Here is an 18,010-nt window from a genome sequence, read left to right on the forward strand (position 1 = left end):
TGAAAGAGATAGAGAGGCAAGGCTTAGATGGCAAAACAGGTTTGGAAGGCCGGAAATATGCTGTATCCGCTTCCCGCTGTTATGGTGAGCGTAGCGGACGGGGAAGGCAGAGCTAACATTCTGACGGTTGCGTGGACCGGGACGGTGTGCACGAATCCTCCGATGGTGTCCATTTCCGTAAGACCCGAGCGCTATTCTTATCATATGCTGGAGGAGACCGGAGAATTCGTGATCAACCTGACGACGGAAAAACTGGTCCGTGCCACGGATTACTGCGGGGTCAGGTCCGGGCGGGACGTGGACAAGTTTCGTGAGATGGGCCTTCATAAAGAGGCGGCAAGCCATGTGAAAGCGCCGATGATTCAGGAGAGTCCCGTGAATATCGAGTGTCGGGTCGTAAAGAAAGAGGAATTGGGATCGCACCATCTTTTTTTGGCGGAGGTTTTGGCAGTCCATGTGGAGGAAGCCTATCTGGACGAGAAGGGGCGGTTCGCCCTGGAAAAAGCAGATCCGATCGTGTATTCTCACGGGCAGTATTTTGGGATCGGAAGTTTACTGGGCAGTTTTGGATACAGTGTCCGCAAAAAGGTTTCGGATAGCAGGAAACGTCCTGTGCCAGGGGAACGGAAAGCCCGGAAGCCGGAGAAGAACGGGATTCAAAAGGCGGGAGGACGGAAAACTTAAAAATGTATTTTAAGGGCGGAATTGCTTTAAAGGCGGTTTCGCTTTTTTGTGCCAAGCATACCGGAAATAAGGTCAGGTGGACCTTGTTTTGGAACCAAGCATGCCTGGGGGTCTTTTTTAGCCGCCTGACATACCTGGACTTTTCAGTCATATAATGAAATGATAGAGTGCGTATATAAAAAGGAGAGGGAAGCGTGAAAGGTAAAGTGCTGTCCGTTATCTGTGGTTTGGTTTATATGGTATGTCTATGTATGGCGTGGGGCATTATGGAAAACGGGACCTGGGAGACGATTCATTTTTCAGTGCCTGCCGGGGAAGCAAATTCGGGGCAAAAGCAGGCGAAAACAGATGCAGGCGGGGAAGTGGACGGGAAGAGAATCGTAAAAGAAGAGGAGGAAAAGAAGATCGCGCTTACGTTCGACGATGGTCCCCGGCCCAGAACGACGCCTGCTCTCCTGGACGGTCTTAAGGAGCGCGATGTGAAAGTGTCATTCTTTGTGATCGGAGAGTATGCCGCGCAGTATCCCGAGATCGTAAAAAGGGAGGCCGAGGAAGGACACATCGTGGGGAATCATACCTGGAACCATGTGGAGATTACCCGGATCTCCGAGGAGCAGGCCCGAAAGGAGATTATGGACACCAGTGAACTGATTGAGAAGATCACCGGGAAACCGACAGCCTTTATGCGCCCACCGTTCGGTGCCTGGCAGAAGGAACTGGAGATGGAGCTGAATGTGATGCCGGTCCTCTGGAATGTGGATCCTTTGGACTGGACAACGGAGAATGAAGATGAAATTGTAAATAAGGTAGTGACGGACGTGAAGGAAAATGATATTATTTTGTTACATGATTGCTATATCTCTTCCGTCAACGCCGCCCTTCGGATTGTAGATCTGCTACAGAAAGAGGGGTATACATTTGTTACGGTAGAGGAGTTATTGCTGGATTAGTAAGGAGTTAAGAGATAATGAATGAATTTTCCAGAATGGAATTACTGATAGGAAACGAAGGCGTTAGGAGACTTCGGAGCTCATCCGTCATGGTATTTGGGGTGGGCGGAGTCGGCTCGCACTGTATTGAGGCGCTGGCGAGATGTGCAGTGGGCAGGCTGATTCTCATCGACAGCGACCGGGTATCCCTGACGAACATTAACAGGCAGTCCATCGCATATCACAGTACCGTGGGACGGCCTAAGACGGAAGTGATGCGGGAGCGAATCGCAGATATTTGTCCGGACACGAAAGTGGTGACTTATGAGCGGTTCATTCTCAAAGAGAATCTTACGGATATTCTGGAAGAGGGCGCGGACTATATCGTCGATGCGATCGATACGGTGACGGCAAAGCTGGCGCTCATCGAGGAGGCCGAAAGGAGAGGAATTCCGATTATCAGCAGCATGGGGACCGGAAATAAACTGCACCCGGAGCTGTTTGAGATCACGGATATTTCTAAGACCAGTGTCTGCCCACTCTGCAAGGTGATGAGGCGTGAACTGAAAAAGCGGGAGATCCGGCATTTAAAGGTGTTGTACTCGCCTGAAGCACCCATCAGTATCGGTGGGCGGGATACCGAAGAGGAGGTAGGAACACGCCGCAGTGTGCCGGGAAGTATTGCATTTGTACCGCCTGTTGCCGGACTTTTGATCGCCGGGGAAGTGGTCAGGGATCTACTGGAAATAAAGAATAGAGGATAAATCAGGAAACAGGTGCCGCGCCAGGAAGGCTTGCCGGCGCGCATTAGAAAGAAAAAAGGAGCGATTACATGGATTTATTTGAATATATGAGAGAGACAAAAAAAGAAGAGGAGTCCCCGCTGGCGTCCAGGCTTCGTCCGACGACACTGGACGAGGTCGTGGGGCAGCAGCATATTATCGGAAAGGACAAGCTGCTTTACCGGGCCATTAAGGCGGACAAACTGGGATCGCTGATTTTTTATGGTCCTCCGGGAACCGGAAAGACCACGCTTGCGAAGGTGATTGCCAATACAACAAGCGCAGAATTTACCCAGATTAATGCCACGGTCGCAGGGAAAAAGGATATGGAGGAAGTGGTAAATAAAGCCAAGCAGCTTTTTGGAATGTACCAGAAGCGGACGATCCTGTTCGTAGATGAGATCCATCGTTTTAACAAGGGGCAGCAGGATTATCTTCTCCCATTCGTGGAGGACGGGACGCTGATCCTGATCGGGGCGACCACGGAGAATCCGTATTTTGAGGTGAATGGGGCGCTTATATCCAGGTCCAGTATCTTCGAACTGAAGCCTCTGGCACGGGAGGATGTGGAAATTCTGATCCGGCGGGCAGTGACCGATGAGAAGAAAGGGATGGGAAGCTATAATGCCGAGATTGACGAGGACGCTATTCATTTCCTATCGGACCTTTCCGGGGGCGACGCCCGTCTGGCTTTAAATGCGGTGGAACTGGCGGTCCTGACCACGGACCGGAGTGCGGACGGGAAGATCCATATCACGTTAGACGTGGCATCGGAGTGTATACAGAAGCGGGTGGTGCGGTATGATAAGACCGGCGACAATCATTATGATACCATCTCCGCATTTATCAAGAGCATGCGGGGCTCGGACCCGGACGCAGCAGTCTATTATCTGGCTAAGATGCTGTATGCGGGGGAGGATATCAAGTTCATCGCGCGCAGGATCATGATCTGTGCGTCGGAGGATGTGGGAAATGCGGATCCGATGGCGCTCACCGTCGCGGTCAGTGCGGCGCAGGCCGTAGAGCGTGTCGGAATGCCGGAGGCCCAGTTGATTTTATCTCAGGCAGCACTCTATGTGGCGACGGCACCGAAGAGCAACTCGGCCTGCAATGCAGTTTATGCGGCGATGGAGAATGTGCGGCAGGTGAAGACGAGTGTGCCGGCACATTTGCAGGATTCGCATTACAAAGGGTCTAAGAATCTGGGACATGGCATTGGTTATAAGTATGCACATGATTATCCGGAGCACTATGTCCGGCAGCAGTATCTCCCGGATGAGATCAGGGATGCTGTTTTTTATGAGCCGTCAGAGATGGGGTATGAGAAGAAAATTAGGGAACATTTGTGGCATTTGAAAGAACGGAAGTGATACTTTTATTCAAGCAGGAAAAAGCTGTATTCGCGCAAAATCTATTGATAGATGTATAAAATTTTGTTAGGATTAATACATCAAAGAGAAAGGAAGTGAGGATATGGCGATTCTGGAAAATCTAAATCTGAAAGATAGTTATGTTACGATCGCATGGCTGGTTCTCCTGATCATCTTGCTGGTTATAGAGATCATCACGGTGGGACTGACCAGTATCTGGGCCGCCGGAGGTGCCCTTGTAGCGTTGCTTCTCAGTATATGTGAGGTATCTTTGGTGTGGCAGGTGACAGCTTTCTTTCTGGTGACCATTGTACTTCTGTGTTTCACGAGGCCATTTGCCATACGGTTCATCAATTCCAAGCGTGAAAAGACGAATTACGAAGGAATTATCGGAAAGACGATCCGCATTACAGAGCGCGTGGACAATCTGGAACAGACCGGCATGGCGGTAGTGAATGGGCAGGAGTGGACGGTGCGGTCTGCAGATGAAAAAGTGGTTCTGGAGGCCGGAGAGATAGCCAAGGTGGTAAACATAACCGGCGTCAAATTAATTGTAAAGAAATATGAGGAGGAGTAAATTATGGCAGGAATGATTATTTTAGCAGTCGTAGTAGTAATTGCATTGGTTCTTTTGATTTCTTGTATCAAGATCGTACCCCAGGCTAAGGCACTGGTGGTGGAAAGACTGGGCGCGTATCAGGCGACCTGGAGCGTAGGTCTTCATTTTAAGATACCGATCATCGAGCGTGTAGCAAGAAGAGTGGACTTAAAGGAACAGGTCGTGGATTTCGCACCGCAGCCGGTGATCACAAAGGATAACGTAACGATGCGGATCGACACAGTCGTATTCTATCAGATTACAGACCCGAAGCTGTTCTGTTATGGTGTTGCGAATCCGATCATGGCGATTGAGAACCTGACCGCGACCACGCTACGTAATATCATCGGTGATCTGGAACTTGACCAGACCCTGACTTCAAGAGAGACGATCAATACGAAGATGCGCGCTTCCCTTGATGTGGCGACAGACCCGTGGGGAATCAAGGTAAACCGTGTGGAACTTAAGAACATTATCCCGCCGGCAGCAATCCAGGATGCGATGGAGAAACAGATGAAGGCAGAGCGTGAACGTCGTGAGGCGATTCTGAGAGCGGAAGGTGAGAAGAAATCCACCGTCCTTGTGGCAGAAGGTGAGAAGGAATCTGTGATCCTTAAGGCGGAGGCTGAGAAGCAGGCGGCGATCCTGCAGGCTGAGGCGGAAAAAGAGAAGAGGATCAGGGAGGCCGAAGGTGAGGCTGAGGCAATCCTGAAAGTGCAGCAGGCGAATGCAGACGGTATCCGGTTCCTGCGTGAGGCTGGTGCAGATGAAGCAGTTCTTAAAATCAAGAGTCTGGAAGCATTTGAAAAAGCGGCGGACGGCAAGGCGACCAAGATCATCATCCCGTCTGAGATCCAGGGGCTTGCAGGGCTTGCAAAAAGCGTGAAGGAGATCATGGCTGAATAAAGCGAGTGAAATAGAATAGTGAGTGGAAAGGAGGGGCAGCGATGACACACGTATTGATTCTTGAGGATGACAGGACGTCCCTTGAAGCTCTGACGAGGATTCTGACGGATTATTCTTCGGATATCTGCGTACATGCGGCCGCCTCCTACCAGGAAGCAAAAGACCTGTTGGATGGCGACGTCCGATATGGTCTTTTTCTGCTGGATGTGAATTTAAGCGGGGATAACAGGGAAGATATCGGGGGAATCATTTTCGCGAGAGAAGTAAGAGAGCATTTCCCCTACACCTTCACTCCGATCGTCATGGTAACGGCAGTGGGAGAGATGGAGATGCAGGCGTACAGAGAACTGCATTGTTATTTGTATATCATGAAGCCTTACCGGCGGGAGCAGGTGGAGGAGGTCGTGAAAAAGGTGCTGGACAAAGAACAGCAGGAGAAGCCGCCGGAGGTGGTGGTGAAAAAGGACGGGATCAATTATCAGGTCAAATGTGACGATATCCTGTACATCGAAGCGGTTCCCCGTGGGATATGTATCCACATGAAGTCGGAAAACTGGAATGTGCCTTATGTTACGCTGAAGCAGATGATGCTGAGGCTGCCGAAGGAAATGTTCGTGCAGTGTCATCGCATGTTCGCCGTGAACAGGCGGGAAGTGGAATATTATGATCTGGTGAACCGGATCGTGAAGCTGAAGCATTGTACGGATACCGTGGAGATCGGCGTGACCTATAAGGCTGAGATAGGGAGGATCATAAGTGGTTGATTGGGTGAGAAAGTTTTTATACCGTATCTTTTGTGTGATCGCACTTTTGGTATCTGTTTATCTGGTCGTGGATTTTCTTGTGAGCGGTACCTTTGATTACCGGGTGTTCGTCATGTTCCTTCTGATGGTTGTCGTGATCATCTGGGGGATTGTGGACTGGCGCAAAAATTATATCCTGATGCAGCAAAAGGAAACAGAGCTTAAGATGTATCAGCTTTACATTCACCCGCTGGAAGAACTGGTGAAGGAGATACGGGCAAAACAGCATGAATTTGATAATCACATGAACGCCATTTTGAATATGCATCTGACGGTAGACACCTATGAGGAGCTGGTGGCCTGCCAGGCGGCGTACATCACCGAGGCGGCAAAGGATGACGACAGCAGGCAGTATCTGCCGCTTCTTAAGATTAGCGATAAGGTTCTTGCGGGATTTCTTTACAGCAAGATCGTCCGGTCTCCTTCCTATATCAGGACCGAGGTGGAGGTAAAGAATCTGGAGATCATCTCGGGAATTTCCGAGCATCATCTGATCGAGATCGTGGGAGCGCTTGTGGATAATGCATATGAGGCGTGTACCGAGGAACTGAACCGGGTGATCATGGAAATCGATTCGGAAAATGACAGGCTGATCTTTGTGATCAAGAATCGTATGCGGAATGTAAAGCTGGAGGATATCGGGCGTTTTTTCCAGCGAGGGTATTCCACCAAAGCAGGGGATGGCTCCAGAGGTCTGGGGCTTTACCGGGCCAGACAGCTTGCAGAACGATACGGCGGTGAGATCACGGTCAGTACAGATTATATAGACAGCAGGAATTATATCTGTTTTAAGATAGTTGTATAGGTTTAAGGTACTAAGAAGAGGGAGGTTAGTGTGTATGCGGAGACGATGTTCACTTTGCGGAGGCAAATTAAATGGAACCGTCTGCACGGAATGTGGGCTTGACAATTCCAAGAGCGATGACAATTATGTCACTGGGAAGAGCCATGGAGATGAGATGGGTCTTACGCATGTTCATACGGAAAATGAAGATCCGTTTTCCGGAAAGACGATGACGTATCAGCAGCAGGAGCAGCTAAAGGCGGCGATTCGGCAGAGAAGGAAGCCGGAGAACAGGAAAGCGGCGGATAAAGAGGCCAGAAAGAATGTATATCGGGCGGTATCTACCAGCATGCCGAAGAAAAAAGGAAAAATATGGATTGGAGTTATCATTGGAATTATCATCGCGCTGATAGCGTCCATACCGGATCTGATTGAATTTGCGGAGGAGGCTTTTGGCCCGGGCTTTTTAGGGTTCGGCGTGGAAGAAGGTACCGAAGCAGTTGACTGGGATGAGGATCCGGCGGCGATGATGGATTACGATCCATATTATTGGGTGGACGAGGAACTGCCCGAGGAGGGGGAGGCGTATGAGGTCACTCTGGGACCGGGAACTTATAAGGGCGGCGTACACATTCCGGTGGGCCAGTATTATCTGGAATACATAGAGGGTCAGGGATTTCTTACTATGGACGATAGCGACCGTAGCATTTATTTATTTGGTTCTTTTGGATATGAGGATTCGGAGGGTGTTGAACCGGCGGACGATTTTCGCGTCTATGAAGGCGGATTGGTCAAAATCGACGGGACCTTAACGATATGCCTCCGGTCGGAAAACGCACAGATGGATTTGAATTATCTGGAAAACCCCAATACGGAGTCCTTCACACTTTCGGAGAGTTTTGTAGCAGGCGAAGACATTCCGGCAGGGGTATACGATTTAACACTTTTAGAAGGAAAAGGTTCCGTGGGGTATAAGATTATGATAGATGAAGCAACGGATTATTATAACTATGAGGATATTGATTTTATGGCAGAAGGCGCGAAGGAGTATAAAAATGTTGTCCTTCCGGAAGGCTTGGAGGTTGAGATTTACGGTACCGTAAAGATATTGTTCACCCCCAGCCAGGTCATCGAATCGGAAGATTACTGGAGTTTCTATCCGGTTATTGAAGCCTCCTCACCCTATCCGTTATTAGCATTCTAGAGTAGTTCAGACATAAGCCAGGCGTAGATCGCCTGGTTCTTTTTCTGCCAGTTGGTCATGATGGATTTGGCCTCGTTCTCACTGGGGACCGAGAGAGTCAGATCGATCAGCGGTTCCTGATTCTCCAGTACCTGGCAGCGCACCGAGTATTCCCGCGCGGTATTGCGGTAATAGTCGGCTTTTACGGATACTTCATTCTTCAGATCATACTGTTTCTCCTTCAGGAAGGTGTCGATGTCCTCCTGAATGGATTTGGAGATCTTATTTTTAAAGAAATGGATGGACTGGGCGCCGTCCTCGGTCAGGTGGTAGAGGGTACGGTTATGAGTGACCTCCTCCCGCAGAAGCTCCGATTCAGTCAGCTCCGAAAGTGCCTGCTGCAGCTTGAAATAAGAGGTATAGCCCTTGTCCAGTATGAATTCTGATATCTGGGAATTGGTCATGGGAAAATCGACCTTGTCCAGCATATACAAAATGATCAGTTTATAAAGTGTGAATGTCTCTGACATAATTTCCTCCGTAATCCTTTCCTTGCCATATATCATGGATCTTAAAATAATGCTGCATGGAACCAAGGACCAGCCGCTTTTGCCCCGTCCAAAGGGGTGCAAGAAGCAGGGGCTTTGGTCCGTCCCCGGTAAGCCGGTGAATGACGATGTCGGGGCGCAGGCCACAGATGCATTTCCCCAAAACCTCAAAATATTCCTCCATGGATGGGACGAAAAATGGCCGCATCTGGTAGTAATCTGCCAGGTCGGTTCCCCTTAGTATATGAAGAAGCTGCAATTTAATTCCCTGGATCGGTAATTGATTCAGGTGGTGGATTGTCTCCAGCATCTGGGCGCAGGTCTCACCCGGAAGGAATAAAATGACATGGGTGATGACGGAAATTCCGCGCGCGGTAAGCTCTTTTACAGCCTGGTCAAATACCGGAAGTTCATAACCCCGGCGGATAAACGCCGCGCTTTCGGGGTGGATCGTCTGTAGTCCCAGCTCAATCCAGACCGGTTTGATTTGGTTTAACTCTTCCAGCAGGTCCAGAATCTCGGGACTTAAGCAGTCGGGCCGGGTGGCGATGGATAAAATGCGAACCTCCGGAAGATGAATGGCCTCCTCAAATAACGCCCGCAGCCGCAGGACAGGCGCATAGGTGTTGGTGTACGCCTGAAAATAAGCGATATAGCCGGTACCGGTATGCTTCCTTCCCACGAGCTTTTTCCCCTCCTCGAATTGTCTGGTCACAGAGAGGGCAGGGGAGGCTCGAAAATCGCCGGAGCCACCCGCACTGCAGAAGATGCAGCCGCGGGTATCCAGCGTGCCGTCCCGGTTCGGGCAGGTGCAGCCGCCATTTAGGGAGACTTTATATAATTTTTCTCCGTAGGTCCTGCGGAGATAATAATCCAGCGAATAGTAGCGTTTTTCGCCCCAGCGCATCGGTTCCATCTTAAATCAGTGCCTTTACGGCAGCGCTTACCACATCGGCAACGCGCGGATCGAAGGCTTCGGGGAGAATGTTGTTCTCATTTAACTCTTCGTCGGGCACCAGTCCTGCGATCGCGCGGGCGCAAGCCAGCTTCATCTCCTCGGTGATCTGTGTGGCGCGTCCTTCAAGCGCTCCTTTGAAAATGCCGGGGAATGCGACTACATTGTTTACCTGGTTGGGGAAATCAGAGCGTCCGGTTCCCACGACCTTAGCGCCGGCTTCCTTGGCAAGATCCGGCATGATCTCCGGCACCGGGTTGGCCATGGCGAAGAGAATGGCGTCTTGATTCATGGAAGAGACCATCTCCTTTGTCACGATATTCGGTGCGGAGACTCCGACAAAGATGTCCGCTCCGGCGAGGGCGTCCGCAAGCGTTCCCGTCTGGCCGGAAAGGTTGGTGACTTTCGCCATCTCTTTTTGCATCCAGTTCAGGTTCGGAGAGCTCTCGGAAATGATTCCGTTAATGTCGCACATAGTAATATTCGGAAATCCGTAGGTGAGAAGGAGTTTGGTGATGGCAACGCCGGCACTTCCCGCGCCGTTCACGACTACCTTGCAGCCTTCCTTCTGCTTTCCGGTCACCTTAAGAGCGTTGATGATTCCCGCCAGCACCACGATGGCAGTACCATGCTGGTCGTCGTGGAATACGGGAATAGGAAGAAGCTCTTTTAAGCGGGCCTCAATCTCGAAACAGCGGGGAGCAGAGATATCCTCCAGGTTGATGCCGCCGAAGGCCGGGGCGATATTTACCACCGTCTTTATGATCTCTTCGGTATCCTGTGTATCAAGGCAGATCGGCACGGCATTTACGCCGCCGAATTCCTTGAATAATACGGCTTTCCCCTCCATGACCGGCATGGCAGCGTGGGCACCGATATTTCCAAGTCCCAGCACGGCGCTTCCATCGGATACGACCGCGATGGTGTTGGCCTTCATCGTGTAGGTGTAGGCGGCCTCTTTATCTTTGGCAATGACCTTGCAGGGCTCAGCTACACCGGGAGTATAGGCGATCGCCAGGTCCTCGCGGGAATTCACATGGGCTTTCGCGACCGTCTCAATCTTCCCGTTCCACTCTTTATGCATCTCTAACGCTTTTTCGTATGTATCCATAGCACTATATCCTCCTGATCTTCAAATAGAATCATTCTGATTAATTAAGATGTGATGATTCACTATCCTCTATGATAACATTCCTTCGTGCGTAAATCAAATAAAAATACAGAGCATTTTTCGGCCCTTTTCAGCGAAATAAAAAATAATACTTTCTTTTTGCGTATAAATGGTGTATACTTATTGCATTCAAAATGATATTTAGTCAAATCAGACGATTTTCCCGTATAATATAATTTGAATTGTTGCAGATGGCCAAGGAGGTAGAATATGACGAGAGAGAAATATGAATCATTGCCGCTTGCTACGCTGAAAGAGCTTGCAAAGGCACGTGGATTAAGAGGAATTTCCACATTAAAGAAGGCAGCGCTCATCGATGTGATGTTGAAAGAAGATGAAAAGGATGCGGCCAGGGAAGTAAAGGAAGAGATAAAAGCTGAGAAACAAGAGAAGGCGGAGCGGGCCGAGAAGGCGGAGCAAAGCAGCAGGACAGAGAATACCTCAAGGACAGAACGACAAGAAAGATGGGACCGCAGCGACAGGACAGAAGGCAGTGACAGAGATGCGGGAGAAAGAAGCGAGAGAACGGCCGCAGCTAATCCGATGGACATCGAGCAGCTTGACAGCGGCCACACGGTAAACGGGATTCTGGAAGTGATGGGAGACGGATTTGGATTTATCCGTTCCAAGAATTATCTGCCGGGCGATGAAGACGTCTATGTATCTCCGTCCCAGATCCGCAGGTTTGGTCTAAAGACGGGAGACATTTTGACAGGAAATACCCGGATCAAGACGCAGCAGGAGAAGTTCAGCGCCCTCCTGTATTTGACGAAGATTAATGGCGTATCCCCGTCGGAGGCGGCGAAGAGGCGGAATTTTGAGGATATGACCCCGATTTTCCCAAATGAGCGGCTGCGGCTGGAGGCAGGCAGGACAAGCACGGCTATGCGTGTCATGGATCTCTTATCCCCGATTGGAAAGGGGCAGAGAGGTATGATCGTGTCCCCGCCGAAGGCAGGTAAGACGACGCTTCTTAAGCAGGTGGCGTTGTCCATGCGCAGGAACAATCCGGAGATTCATCTGCTGATTCTTCTGATCGATGAGCGTCCGGAGGAGGTTACCGATATCAAGGAGGCGATCGAAGGTGAGAATGTGGAAGTGATCTACTCCACCTTTGACGAGCTGCCGGAGCATCATAAGCGGGTTTCCGAGATGGTGATCGAGCGGGCGAAGCGCCTTGTGGAACATAAAAAAGACGTGGTGATCCTGCTTGATAGTATTACAAGGCTTGCGAGAGCCTATAACCTGGTGGTTCCGCCAAGCGGACGTACATTATCCGGTGGTCTTGACCCGGCGGCCCTCCACATGCCGAAACGTTTCTTCGGTGCGGCGAGAAATATCCGGGAGGGCGGCAGCCTTACGATCCTCGCCACAGCTTTGGTGGATACGGGAAGCAAGATGGACGATGTGATTTACGAGGAATTTAAGGGAACCGGTAATATGGAACTGGTTCTTGACCGTAAATTATCCGAAAAGAGGATATTCCCTGCTATCGATATCCCGAAATCCGGGACCAGAAGAGAGGATCTGCTTCTTACCAGAGAAGAGCAGGAGGCGGTGGATATCATGCGCCGTGCATTAAATGGCATGAAGTCCGATGAGGCCGTAGATAATATTCTGAATATGTTTGACAGAACCAAAAATAACTGGGAATTTGTCCAGATGGTCAAAAAAATGAAATTTATTTAGCAGAAACAACTTGCAATATAAAGCAGGGTATGTTACAATAAGAAAGCTGTTTAAAGATATTAGCCGCATAAAATATATCTTATTGCATATAGGTGCAGGGGATATCAGAAAGTATGCGTAACACGAATAAAAAAGAAGAGGTGAAAATCATGAAAGAAGGAATCCATCCAAATTATCATCAGGCAACTGTAACCTGCAACTGTGGCAACACATTCGTAACAGGCTCTACCAGCAAGGATATCCACGTAGAAATCTGTTCTAAATGTCATCCGTTCTATACAGGACAGCAGAAAGCAGCTCAGGCTCGTGGCCGTGTTGATAAGTTTAACAAGAAATACGGAATTCAATAAGAACGAATTCATCAGGCTGGGGTTTTAAGGAATCTCAGCCTGTTTTTACTTGCCAAGCATACCTGAAATAAGGTCCGGTGGACCTTATTTTGGTTGTCAAGCATACCTAAGTGAACGTCCAGTGGACGTTCATCTCGGTTGCCAAGCATACCTAAGTGAACGTCCGGTGGACGTTCATCTCGGTTTATAAATGAGAAAATAAGGAGAGATATGAAATCATCGAATATAGGAGGTCAGGCAGTCATGGAGGGCGTCATGATGCGCAACGGCAAGGATTATGCGGTGGCCGTGAGAAAGCCTGACGGTGAGATCGAGATCAAGAAAGACACTTATAGAAGTATTACGGGGAAATGGACGGCGCTGACCCGGATCCCGTTCCTTCGGGGTGTGTTCAATTTTATAGATTCCATGGTTTTGGGAATGGGGACTTTGACCTGGTCGGCCAGCTTCTTTGAGGAAGAGGAGGCGCAGGAGATGACCGAGGAAGAGGAGAAAAAGGCAAAGAAACAAGAGAATATCATCATGGCATTTACCATGGTGCTGGCTTTTGCACTGGCGATCGGTATTTTTATGGTGCTTCCGTATTTTGTTTCAGATCTGCTGAAAAAATGGATTCCCTTTTATTCGGTCAGATTGATACTGGAAGGGATTATCCGAATCGCGATTTTTGTGGCCTATGTGGGCGGTATTTCCCTGATGAAGGACATCAGAAGGCTTTATATGTACCATGGAGCGGAGCATAAATGCATTAATTGCATTGAGCATGGTCTGCCGCTTACGGTGGAGAATGTGAAGAAAAGTTCCAAGGAGCATAAGCGCTGTGGTACCAGTTTTATGTTGTTCGTCATGATTGTAGGAATCGTGCTTCTGTTCTTTGTGAGAGTGGATTCTGTGTTCATGCGGGTGGTGGTGCGGATTGCACTTTTGCCGGTGATTGCAGGTATTTCTTACGAGTTGATCAAGTGGGCGGGAAACAGCGACAGCCCGCTGGTATGCATCGTCAGCAAGCCGGGTCTGTGGCTCCAGGGGCTTACGACGAAAGAACCGGACAGGGATATGATAGAGGTCGGGATTGCTTCGGTGGAGGCGGTGTTCGACTGGAGAAAATATTTACATGACAATTTCGGATACGAGGACGGTTTGTAGCATGGGCAGCGTAAGGACCTATCAGGAAGGATTAAAGGCGGGAGTTTCAATGCTTAAGGAGGCCGAAATCGCGGATGCCAGCAGCGACGCGTGGATCCTTTTGGAGCATGTGACAGGAATGAGCCGCGCAAGATTCTTTGCCGATGGCAGCCTGCCTATGAAAGCCGGGGAGGAAGCGGCCTATATGGAACTGATTGACAGGCGTCTGCGGCATGTTCCGGTCCAGCATCTGACGGGAGTGCAGGAATTCATGGGCTATCCGTTCAAGGTCAGCCGTGATGTGCTGATTCCCAGACAGGATACCGAGGTTCTGGTAGAGGAAGCGGAGCGTATTTTGAACGGCAGCGCCTGGCGAGAAGACGAAGAGCCGATTCGGGTGCTGGACATGTGCACCGGCTCCGGCTGTATCGCGATCAGTATGAAGAAACGTAATCCGGCGCTTGAAGTGTTGGGAGTGGATCTGTCGGAGAGCGCGCTTCGGATCGCGCGGGAGAACGCCGGAAGCCTCGGCGCTAAGGCGGAGTTCATGCAAAGTGATATGTTCTCGCGTTTTGCAGGCAGGAAGGAACGGTATCAGATGATCGTGTCCAACCCACCCTACATTCCGACGAAGGTGATCGAATCCCTGGAGGAGGAAGTCAGGTGCCATGATCCGTTTGCGGCACTTGACGGAAAGGAAGACGGGCTGCATTTTTACCGGATTCTTGCGAAAGAGAGCCCGCGTTTTTTGAGAAGCGGCGGCTGGCTCTGCATGGAGATCGGATATGATCAGAGTGAGGCAGTGGAGGAACTTCTGAAAAAAGAGGGATTTAGTGGGATATACACGAAAAAAGATCTGGCAGGACTTGACCGGGTCGTGTGTGGTGTGTACTATGGAAATTAAGAAACAGGAGGGAATTTTAAGATGTTTGATAAATTAGAAGACCTGCTCATTCGTTTTGAGGAAATCATGGGCGAGCTTCAGGAGCCGGACGTGGTAAATGACCAGAGCCGGTTCCGCAGATTAATGAAAGAGCAGAACGATCTGACGCCGATTATTGAGGCGTATAAGGAGTATAAGAACTGCAAACAGAATATTGAGGACAGTTTATTTTTACTGGAAGAGGAATCGGATGAGGAGATGAAGGAACTGGCAAAGGAAGAGCTCAGCGAGTCAAGAAGGCGCGTGGAAGAGCTGGAGACGGAGCTTAAGATCCTGCTTCTTCCGAAGGACCCCAATGATGACAAGAACGTAATCGTGGAGATCCGCGCGGGTGCAGGCGGAGATGAGGCGGCGCTTTTTGCGGCGGAGATCTACAGAATGTATGTGCACTATGCGGACAGCAGGCGCTGGAGATGCGAGATGATCTCCTTAAGTGAGAACGGAATCGGTGGATTCAAGGAAGTCGTGTTCATGATCACCGGTCAGGGGGCGTACTCACGCATGAAGTACGAAAGCGGCGTGCATCGTGTACAGAGAGTGCCGGAGACTGAGAGCGGCGGACGTATCCATACATCGACCGTGACCGTGGCAGTCATGCCGGAAGCAGAGGAAGTGGACGTGGTAATCGATGAGAAGGATATCCGTATCGACGTCATGCGCGCGTCCGGAAACGGCGGACAGTGTGTCAATACGACGGACTCCGCGGTGCGCCTTACCCACTATCCGACCGGAATCGTGATCTACAGCCAGACTGAGAAGTCCCAGCTTCAGAACAAGGAGAAGGCGTTCAGGCTGCTCCGTTCCAAATTATATGAGCTGGAACTGGAGAAGCAGCAGTCCGCAGAGGCGGAAGCGAGAAGAAGTCAGATCGGGACCGGGGACCGTTCGGAGAAGATCAGAACGTACAATTTCCCGCAGGGTCGTGTGACAGATCATCGAATCAAGCTGACACTGCATAAACTGGACGGAACCTTGAATGGTGATCTGGATGAGATCATCGACAGTCTGATTGCGGCTGACCAGACAGCGAAGCTCGCAAAGATGAATCAGGAATAGAAAAGAATGTAAAATGCCAAAATGACAGCTCTAAGGAGCTGTCATTTTGATTTATAAAATAGAATGAAAAAGAAATTAAGAAAATGTCTTAGTCAAAGGATTCTCCTGACTTTTCCAGGTCATTTGCAAGTTCATCAGGCAAATATTTCCGAAAGATATAAATAAATACATTGGAACTGAGGTATGCCGCAATTCCCGTTCCGCAAAACAGCATCAGTGCAAAAAACGGCGGGAAGGATACGGTGATCAGTATCAGGGATCCGTATATGATCACAAGCAGCAAAGAACAGGGAAAATGTCTAAATGACAAAATCAAAGCGTTCTTTACATTATCTAAGATCCGGTTCTCAAACTTTGCCTGTACAGGAAAAATATACATACAGATCAAAAAGAACGGAATCAGTATCACAGAATTGCCGATCAGAATCAGCTTGCCGATGGCATTTCCCAGGAATATGCCGAATCTTAAATTCGTTATCAGCAGAAAGACGCCCGCGGCTACAGCCAGCCAGATGATCGTGGCCTGTTTAAAATTCTCTTTAAAGGCGTGATGGAAATTCCGATGAACATAACCTTCCTTGGTCCGTATCATCTTCATACACGCATAGTAGAGCGCGGTAGTGGAGGCCCCGATCGTAAATAACGGCAGACTGTAAATGATCCATAATACATGCAGCACCACCAGTTGATATACCAGATTAAAAAACCTCCAGAGAGGGCCGTCCAGGGAAAACAAATACATATGCTCACCTCGTTTAGCTTTCGTGATATCTTTGTGATCTGTCATTTATTATATCCTAAATCACTATGGGAAATCTACAGTAATCTTCAACAAAAATTTTAGAAAAATCTGTAATATTTTACTAAAATGTAAAATAAGTATTGAAACTATACTGCAAATACGGTACACTGAGGGTACGCTGACGAAAGTATATAGTCATGAGTTTGTATTTTAAAATGGAGGAACCGGGATGAATAAGAATAATTATGAACACACGGCATATAATCAACCATTTATAGAACAGAGGGCTGATCCTTATGTATATAAGCATACGGATGGAACCTATTATTTTACAGCGTCTGTGCCGGAGTATGACAGGGTGGTGCTGCGAAGCGCCCGAACTATCGCAGGACTTCGTGATGCCAGGGAAAAGACGCTTTGGGTCAGGCATGAGAGTGGGGAGCAGAGTCTTCACATCTGGGCGCCGGAGCTTCATTATGTGGAGGACGGCTGGTATATTTACTATGCGGCAGGAGATAAGGATGATGAGTGGGAGATTCGGCCCTATGTGCTGAAATGTACAGGGGCTGATCCGATGGAAGATCCGTGGATCGAGATGGGAATGATCCAGGCAGCGGACGACGATCCATTTTCCTTCCATTCCTTTTCACTGGATGCGACGGTCTTTCGGCATAAAGAAAAGAACTACTATATCTGGGCAGAGAAGACCGGGGTGGGCAAACAGATCTCTAATCTGTACATTGCGGAGATGGCATCGCCTGTGAAGCTTCGCACGGCTCAGGTACTTATCACCACTCCGGATTATGACTGGGAGCGCATCGGTTTCTGGGTCAATGAAGGCCCGGACATCCTGGAGCATGGAGATAAGCTGTTCCTGACCTTCTCAGCCAGCGAGACAGGGGTAGACTATTGTATGGGAATGTTGTATGCTGATAAAAATGCAGATATTCTGGACCCGCGTTCCTGGACGAAGCTGCGCCATCCGGTCCTTAAGACGGATGCAGGTAAAGGTATTTATGGGCCGGGGCATAACTGTTTTGTAAAGGCGGAGGACGGGGTGACCGATCTTTGTATTTATCATGCCCGCCCTTACGATGAAGTGATCGGTAATCCGCTTTACGATCCGAACCGTCATGCGCTCATTATGCGGATGCAGTATGATGAGAAAGGCTTCCCAATTTTTGCATATGAGAAAAATCCGATGAAATGGATCGTCGGGACGGAAAATGCATAGAGCTTTATGGGGAAAATGACGGGAAATGGATTTTGTGTTTTTTTATTTAATAGGTTACCGAGATAAACGTCCATTGGATTTTTATTTAGGAATACCAAGGCAATTAAAAAGATGTATTTTAGATAAAACTAAAATACATCTTTTCAAATATACGAAAT

General features: G+C 49.2%; 19 protein-coding genes. 15 read left to right on the forward strand and 4 right to left on the reverse strand.

Annotated elements, in window-relative coordinates:
• Positions 1-27 precede the first annotated feature (27 nt).
• The 9 genes from ABXS75_08845 to ABXS75_08885 all read left to right on the forward strand — a co-directional run bounded on the left by ABXS75_08845 (position 28) and on the right by ABXS75_08885 (position 8,060).
• Positions 28-684 carry a flavin reductase family protein gene (locus ABXS75_08845; GenBank protein ID XCP86882.1) on the forward strand — a complete coding sequence of 219 codons (657 nt, stop codon included), beginning with the start codon at positions 28-30 and terminating at the stop codon, positions 682-684.
• Between the two features lie 194 nt (positions 685-878).
• Positions 879-1,634, forward strand: a complete 756-nt coding sequence (locus tag ABXS75_08850) for a polysaccharide deacetylase family protein (GenBank protein XCP86883.1) — start codon at positions 879-881, stop codon at positions 1,632-1,634.
• A gap of 14 nt (positions 1,635-1,648) precedes the next feature.
• A complete protein-coding gene (locus ABXS75_08855; GenBank protein ID XCP87116.1) occupies positions 1,649-2,377 on the forward strand; it encodes a tRNA threonylcarbamoyladenosine dehydratase in 729 nt (242 codons plus the stop codon).
• Between the two features lie 68 nt (positions 2,378-2,445).
• Positions 2,446-3,765, forward strand: a complete 1,320-nt coding sequence (locus ABXS75_08860; protein XCP86884.1) for a replication-associated recombination protein A — start codon at positions 2,446-2,448, stop codon at positions 3,763-3,765.
• A gap of 103 nt (positions 3,766-3,868) precedes the next feature.
• A complete protein-coding gene (locus tag ABXS75_08865) occupies positions 3,869-4,342 on the forward strand; it encodes an NfeD family protein (protein ID XCP86885.1) in 474 nt (157 codons plus the stop codon).
• Between the two features lie 3 nt (positions 4,343-4,345).
• Positions 4,346-5,269 (forward strand): SPFH domain-containing protein, encoded by a 924-nt coding sequence (locus ABXS75_08870; protein ID XCP86886.1) that lies wholly within the window; start codon positions 4,346-4,348, stop codon positions 5,267-5,269.
• A 41-nt stretch (positions 5,270-5,310) separates the two neighbouring features.
• Positions 5,311-6,033: a LytTR family DNA-binding domain-containing protein gene (locus ABXS75_08875; GenBank protein XCP86887.1), complete on the forward strand. Its 723-nt coding sequence runs from the start codon at positions 5,311-5,313 to the stop codon at positions 6,031-6,033.
• Positions 6,026-6,877, forward strand: coding sequence for an ATP-binding protein (locus tag ABXS75_08880; GenBank protein ID XCP86888.1), 852 nt, complete (start codon positions 6,026-6,028; stop codon positions 6,875-6,877). Before ABXS75_08875 ends, ABXS75_08880 begins: the two co-directional genes overlap by 8 nt.
• A 34-nt stretch (positions 6,878-6,911) precedes the next feature.
• The gene (locus ABXS75_08885) at positions 6,912-8,060 is read left to right on the forward strand and encodes a hypothetical protein (protein XCP86889.1); all 1,149 of its coding nucleotides are present in this window, start codon (positions 6,912-6,914) and stop codon (positions 8,058-8,060) included.
• Here ABXS75_08885 and ABXS75_08890 read toward each other — a convergent pair.
• The 3 genes from ABXS75_08890 to ABXS75_08900 are packed head-to-tail and all read right to left on the reverse strand — an operon-like array spanning position 8,057 to position 10,653.
• The gene (locus ABXS75_08890; protein ID XCP86890.1) at positions 8,057-8,569 is read right to left on the reverse strand and encodes a DUF4364 family protein; all 513 of its coding nucleotides are present in this window, start codon (positions 8,567-8,569) and stop codon (positions 8,057-8,059) included. The two genes, ABXS75_08885 and ABXS75_08890, sit on opposite strands and share 4 nt — an antisense overlap.
• Entirely contained in the window at positions 8,544-9,503 is a 960-nt protein-coding gene (locus ABXS75_08895) for a TIGR01212 family radical SAM protein (protein ID XCP86891.1), read from the reverse strand. The genes ABXS75_08890 and ABXS75_08895 overlap by 26 nt, the downstream gene beginning before the upstream one ends.
• A gap of 1 nt (position 9,504) precedes the next feature.
• A complete protein-coding gene (locus ABXS75_08900) occupies positions 9,505-10,653 on the reverse strand; it encodes an NADP-dependent malic enzyme (protein ID XCP86892.1) in 1,149 nt (382 codons plus the stop codon).
• 270 nt (positions 10,654-10,923) lie between these two features.
• On the opposite strand from ABXS75_08900, the gene rho reads away from it, so the two are divergent.
• The 5 genes from rho to prfA all read left to right on the forward strand — a co-directional run bounded on the left by rho (position 10,924) and on the right by prfA (position 15,876).
• Entirely contained in the window at positions 10,924-12,402 is a 1,479-nt protein-coding gene (rho, locus tag ABXS75_08905) for a transcription termination factor Rho (protein XCP86893.1), read from the forward strand.
• A 149-nt stretch (positions 12,403-12,551) separates the two neighbouring features.
• Positions 12,552-12,752, forward strand: coding sequence for a 50S ribosomal protein L31 (gene rpmE, locus ABXS75_08910; protein XCP87117.1), 201 nt, complete (start codon positions 12,552-12,554; stop codon positions 12,750-12,752).
• Positions 12,753-12,962: 210 nt separating this feature from the next.
• Positions 12,963-13,898, forward strand: a complete 936-nt coding sequence (locus tag ABXS75_08915; GenBank protein ID XCP86894.1) for a DUF1385 domain-containing protein — start codon at positions 12,963-12,965, stop codon at positions 13,896-13,898.
• A complete protein-coding gene (prmC, locus tag ABXS75_08920) occupies positions 13,867-14,781 on the forward strand; it encodes a peptide chain release factor N(5)-glutamine methyltransferase (GenBank protein XCP86895.1) in 915 nt (304 codons plus the stop codon). Before ABXS75_08915 ends, prmC begins: the two co-directional genes overlap by 32 nt.
• Before the next feature lie 21 nt (positions 14,782-14,802).
• Complete coding sequence (gene prfA, locus ABXS75_08925; protein ID XCP86896.1) at positions 14,803-15,876, forward strand: peptide chain release factor 1; 1,074 nt, start codon at positions 14,803-14,805, stop codon at positions 15,874-15,876.
• A gap of 88 nt (positions 15,877-15,964) precedes the next feature.
• On the opposite strand, the gene ABXS75_08930 is transcribed toward prfA, so the two are convergent.
• The gene (locus tag ABXS75_08930) at positions 15,965-16,663 is read right to left on the reverse strand and encodes a DUF624 domain-containing protein (protein ID XCP86897.1); all 699 of its coding nucleotides are present in this window, start codon (positions 16,661-16,663) and stop codon (positions 15,965-15,967) included.
• 184 nt (positions 16,664-16,847) lie between these two features.
• Between ABXS75_08930 and ABXS75_08935 the strand changes: the two genes are divergently transcribed.
• Positions 16,848-17,852, forward strand: coding sequence for a family 43 glycosylhydrolase (locus ABXS75_08935; GenBank protein ID XCP86898.1), 1,005 nt, complete (start codon positions 16,848-16,850; stop codon positions 17,850-17,852).
• Positions 17,853-18,010: the final 158 nt, after the last annotated feature.

The organism is Roseburia hominis (assembly GCA_040702975.1).
Lineage (GTDB): Bacteria > Bacillota > Clostridia > Lachnospirales > Lachnospiraceae > Allocoprococcus > Allocoprococcus hominis_A.

Excerpts from the sequence above, each read along its gene's own strand:
- ABXS75_08845 (XCP86882.1), top strand. The coding sequence starts at position 28 with ATGGCAAAACAGGTTTGGAAGGCCGGAAATATGCTGTATCCGCTTCCC.
- ABXS75_08860 (XCP86884.1), top strand. The coding sequence starts at position 2,446 with ATGGATTTATTTGAATATATGAGAGAGACAAAAAAAGAAGAGGAGTCC.
- ABXS75_08865 (XCP86885.1), top strand. The coding sequence starts at position 3,869 with ATGGCGATTCTGGAAAATCTAAATCTGAAAGATAGTTATGTTACGATC.
- ABXS75_08870 (XCP86886.1), top strand. The coding sequence starts at position 4,346 with ATGGCAGGAATGATTATTTTAGCAGTCGTAGTAGTAATTGCATTGGTT.
- ABXS75_08875 (XCP86887.1), top strand. The coding sequence starts at position 5,311 with ATGACACACGTATTGATTCTTGAGGATGACAGGACGTCCCTTGAAGCT.
- ABXS75_08885 (XCP86889.1), top strand. The coding sequence starts at position 6,912 with ATGCGGAGACGATGTTCACTTTGCGGAGGCAAATTAAATGGAACCGTC.
- ABXS75_08890 (XCP86890.1), bottom strand. The coding sequence starts at position 8,569 with ATGTCAGAGACATTCACACTTTATAAACTGATCATTTTGTATATGCTG.
- ABXS75_08895 (XCP86891.1), bottom strand. The coding sequence starts at position 9,503 with ATGGAACCGATGCGCTGGGGCGAAAAACGCTACTATTCGCTGGATTAT.
- ABXS75_08900 (XCP86892.1), bottom strand. The coding sequence starts at position 10,653 with ATGGATACATACGAAAAAGCGTTAGAGATGCATAAAGAGTGGAACGGG.
- rho (XCP86893.1), top strand. The coding sequence starts at position 10,924 with ATGACGAGAGAGAAATATGAATCATTGCCGCTTGCTACGCTGAAAGAG.
- rpmE (XCP87117.1), top strand. The coding sequence starts at position 12,552 with ATGAAAGAAGGAATCCATCCAAATTATCATCAGGCAACTGTAACCTGC.
- ABXS75_08915 (XCP86894.1), top strand. The coding sequence starts at position 12,963 with ATGAAATCATCGAATATAGGAGGTCAGGCAGTCATGGAGGGCGTCATG.
- prmC (XCP86895.1), top strand. The coding sequence starts at position 13,867 with ATGACAATTTCGGATACGAGGACGGTTTGTAGCATGGGCAGCGTAAGG.
- prfA (XCP86896.1), top strand. The coding sequence starts at position 14,803 with ATGTTTGATAAATTAGAAGACCTGCTCATTCGTTTTGAGGAAATCATG.
- ABXS75_08930 (XCP86897.1), bottom strand. The coding sequence starts at position 16,663 with ATGACAGATCACAAAGATATCACGAAAGCTAAACGAGGTGAGCATATG.
- ABXS75_08935 (XCP86898.1), top strand. The coding sequence starts at position 16,848 with ATGAATAAGAATAATTATGAACACACGGCATATAATCAACCATTTATA.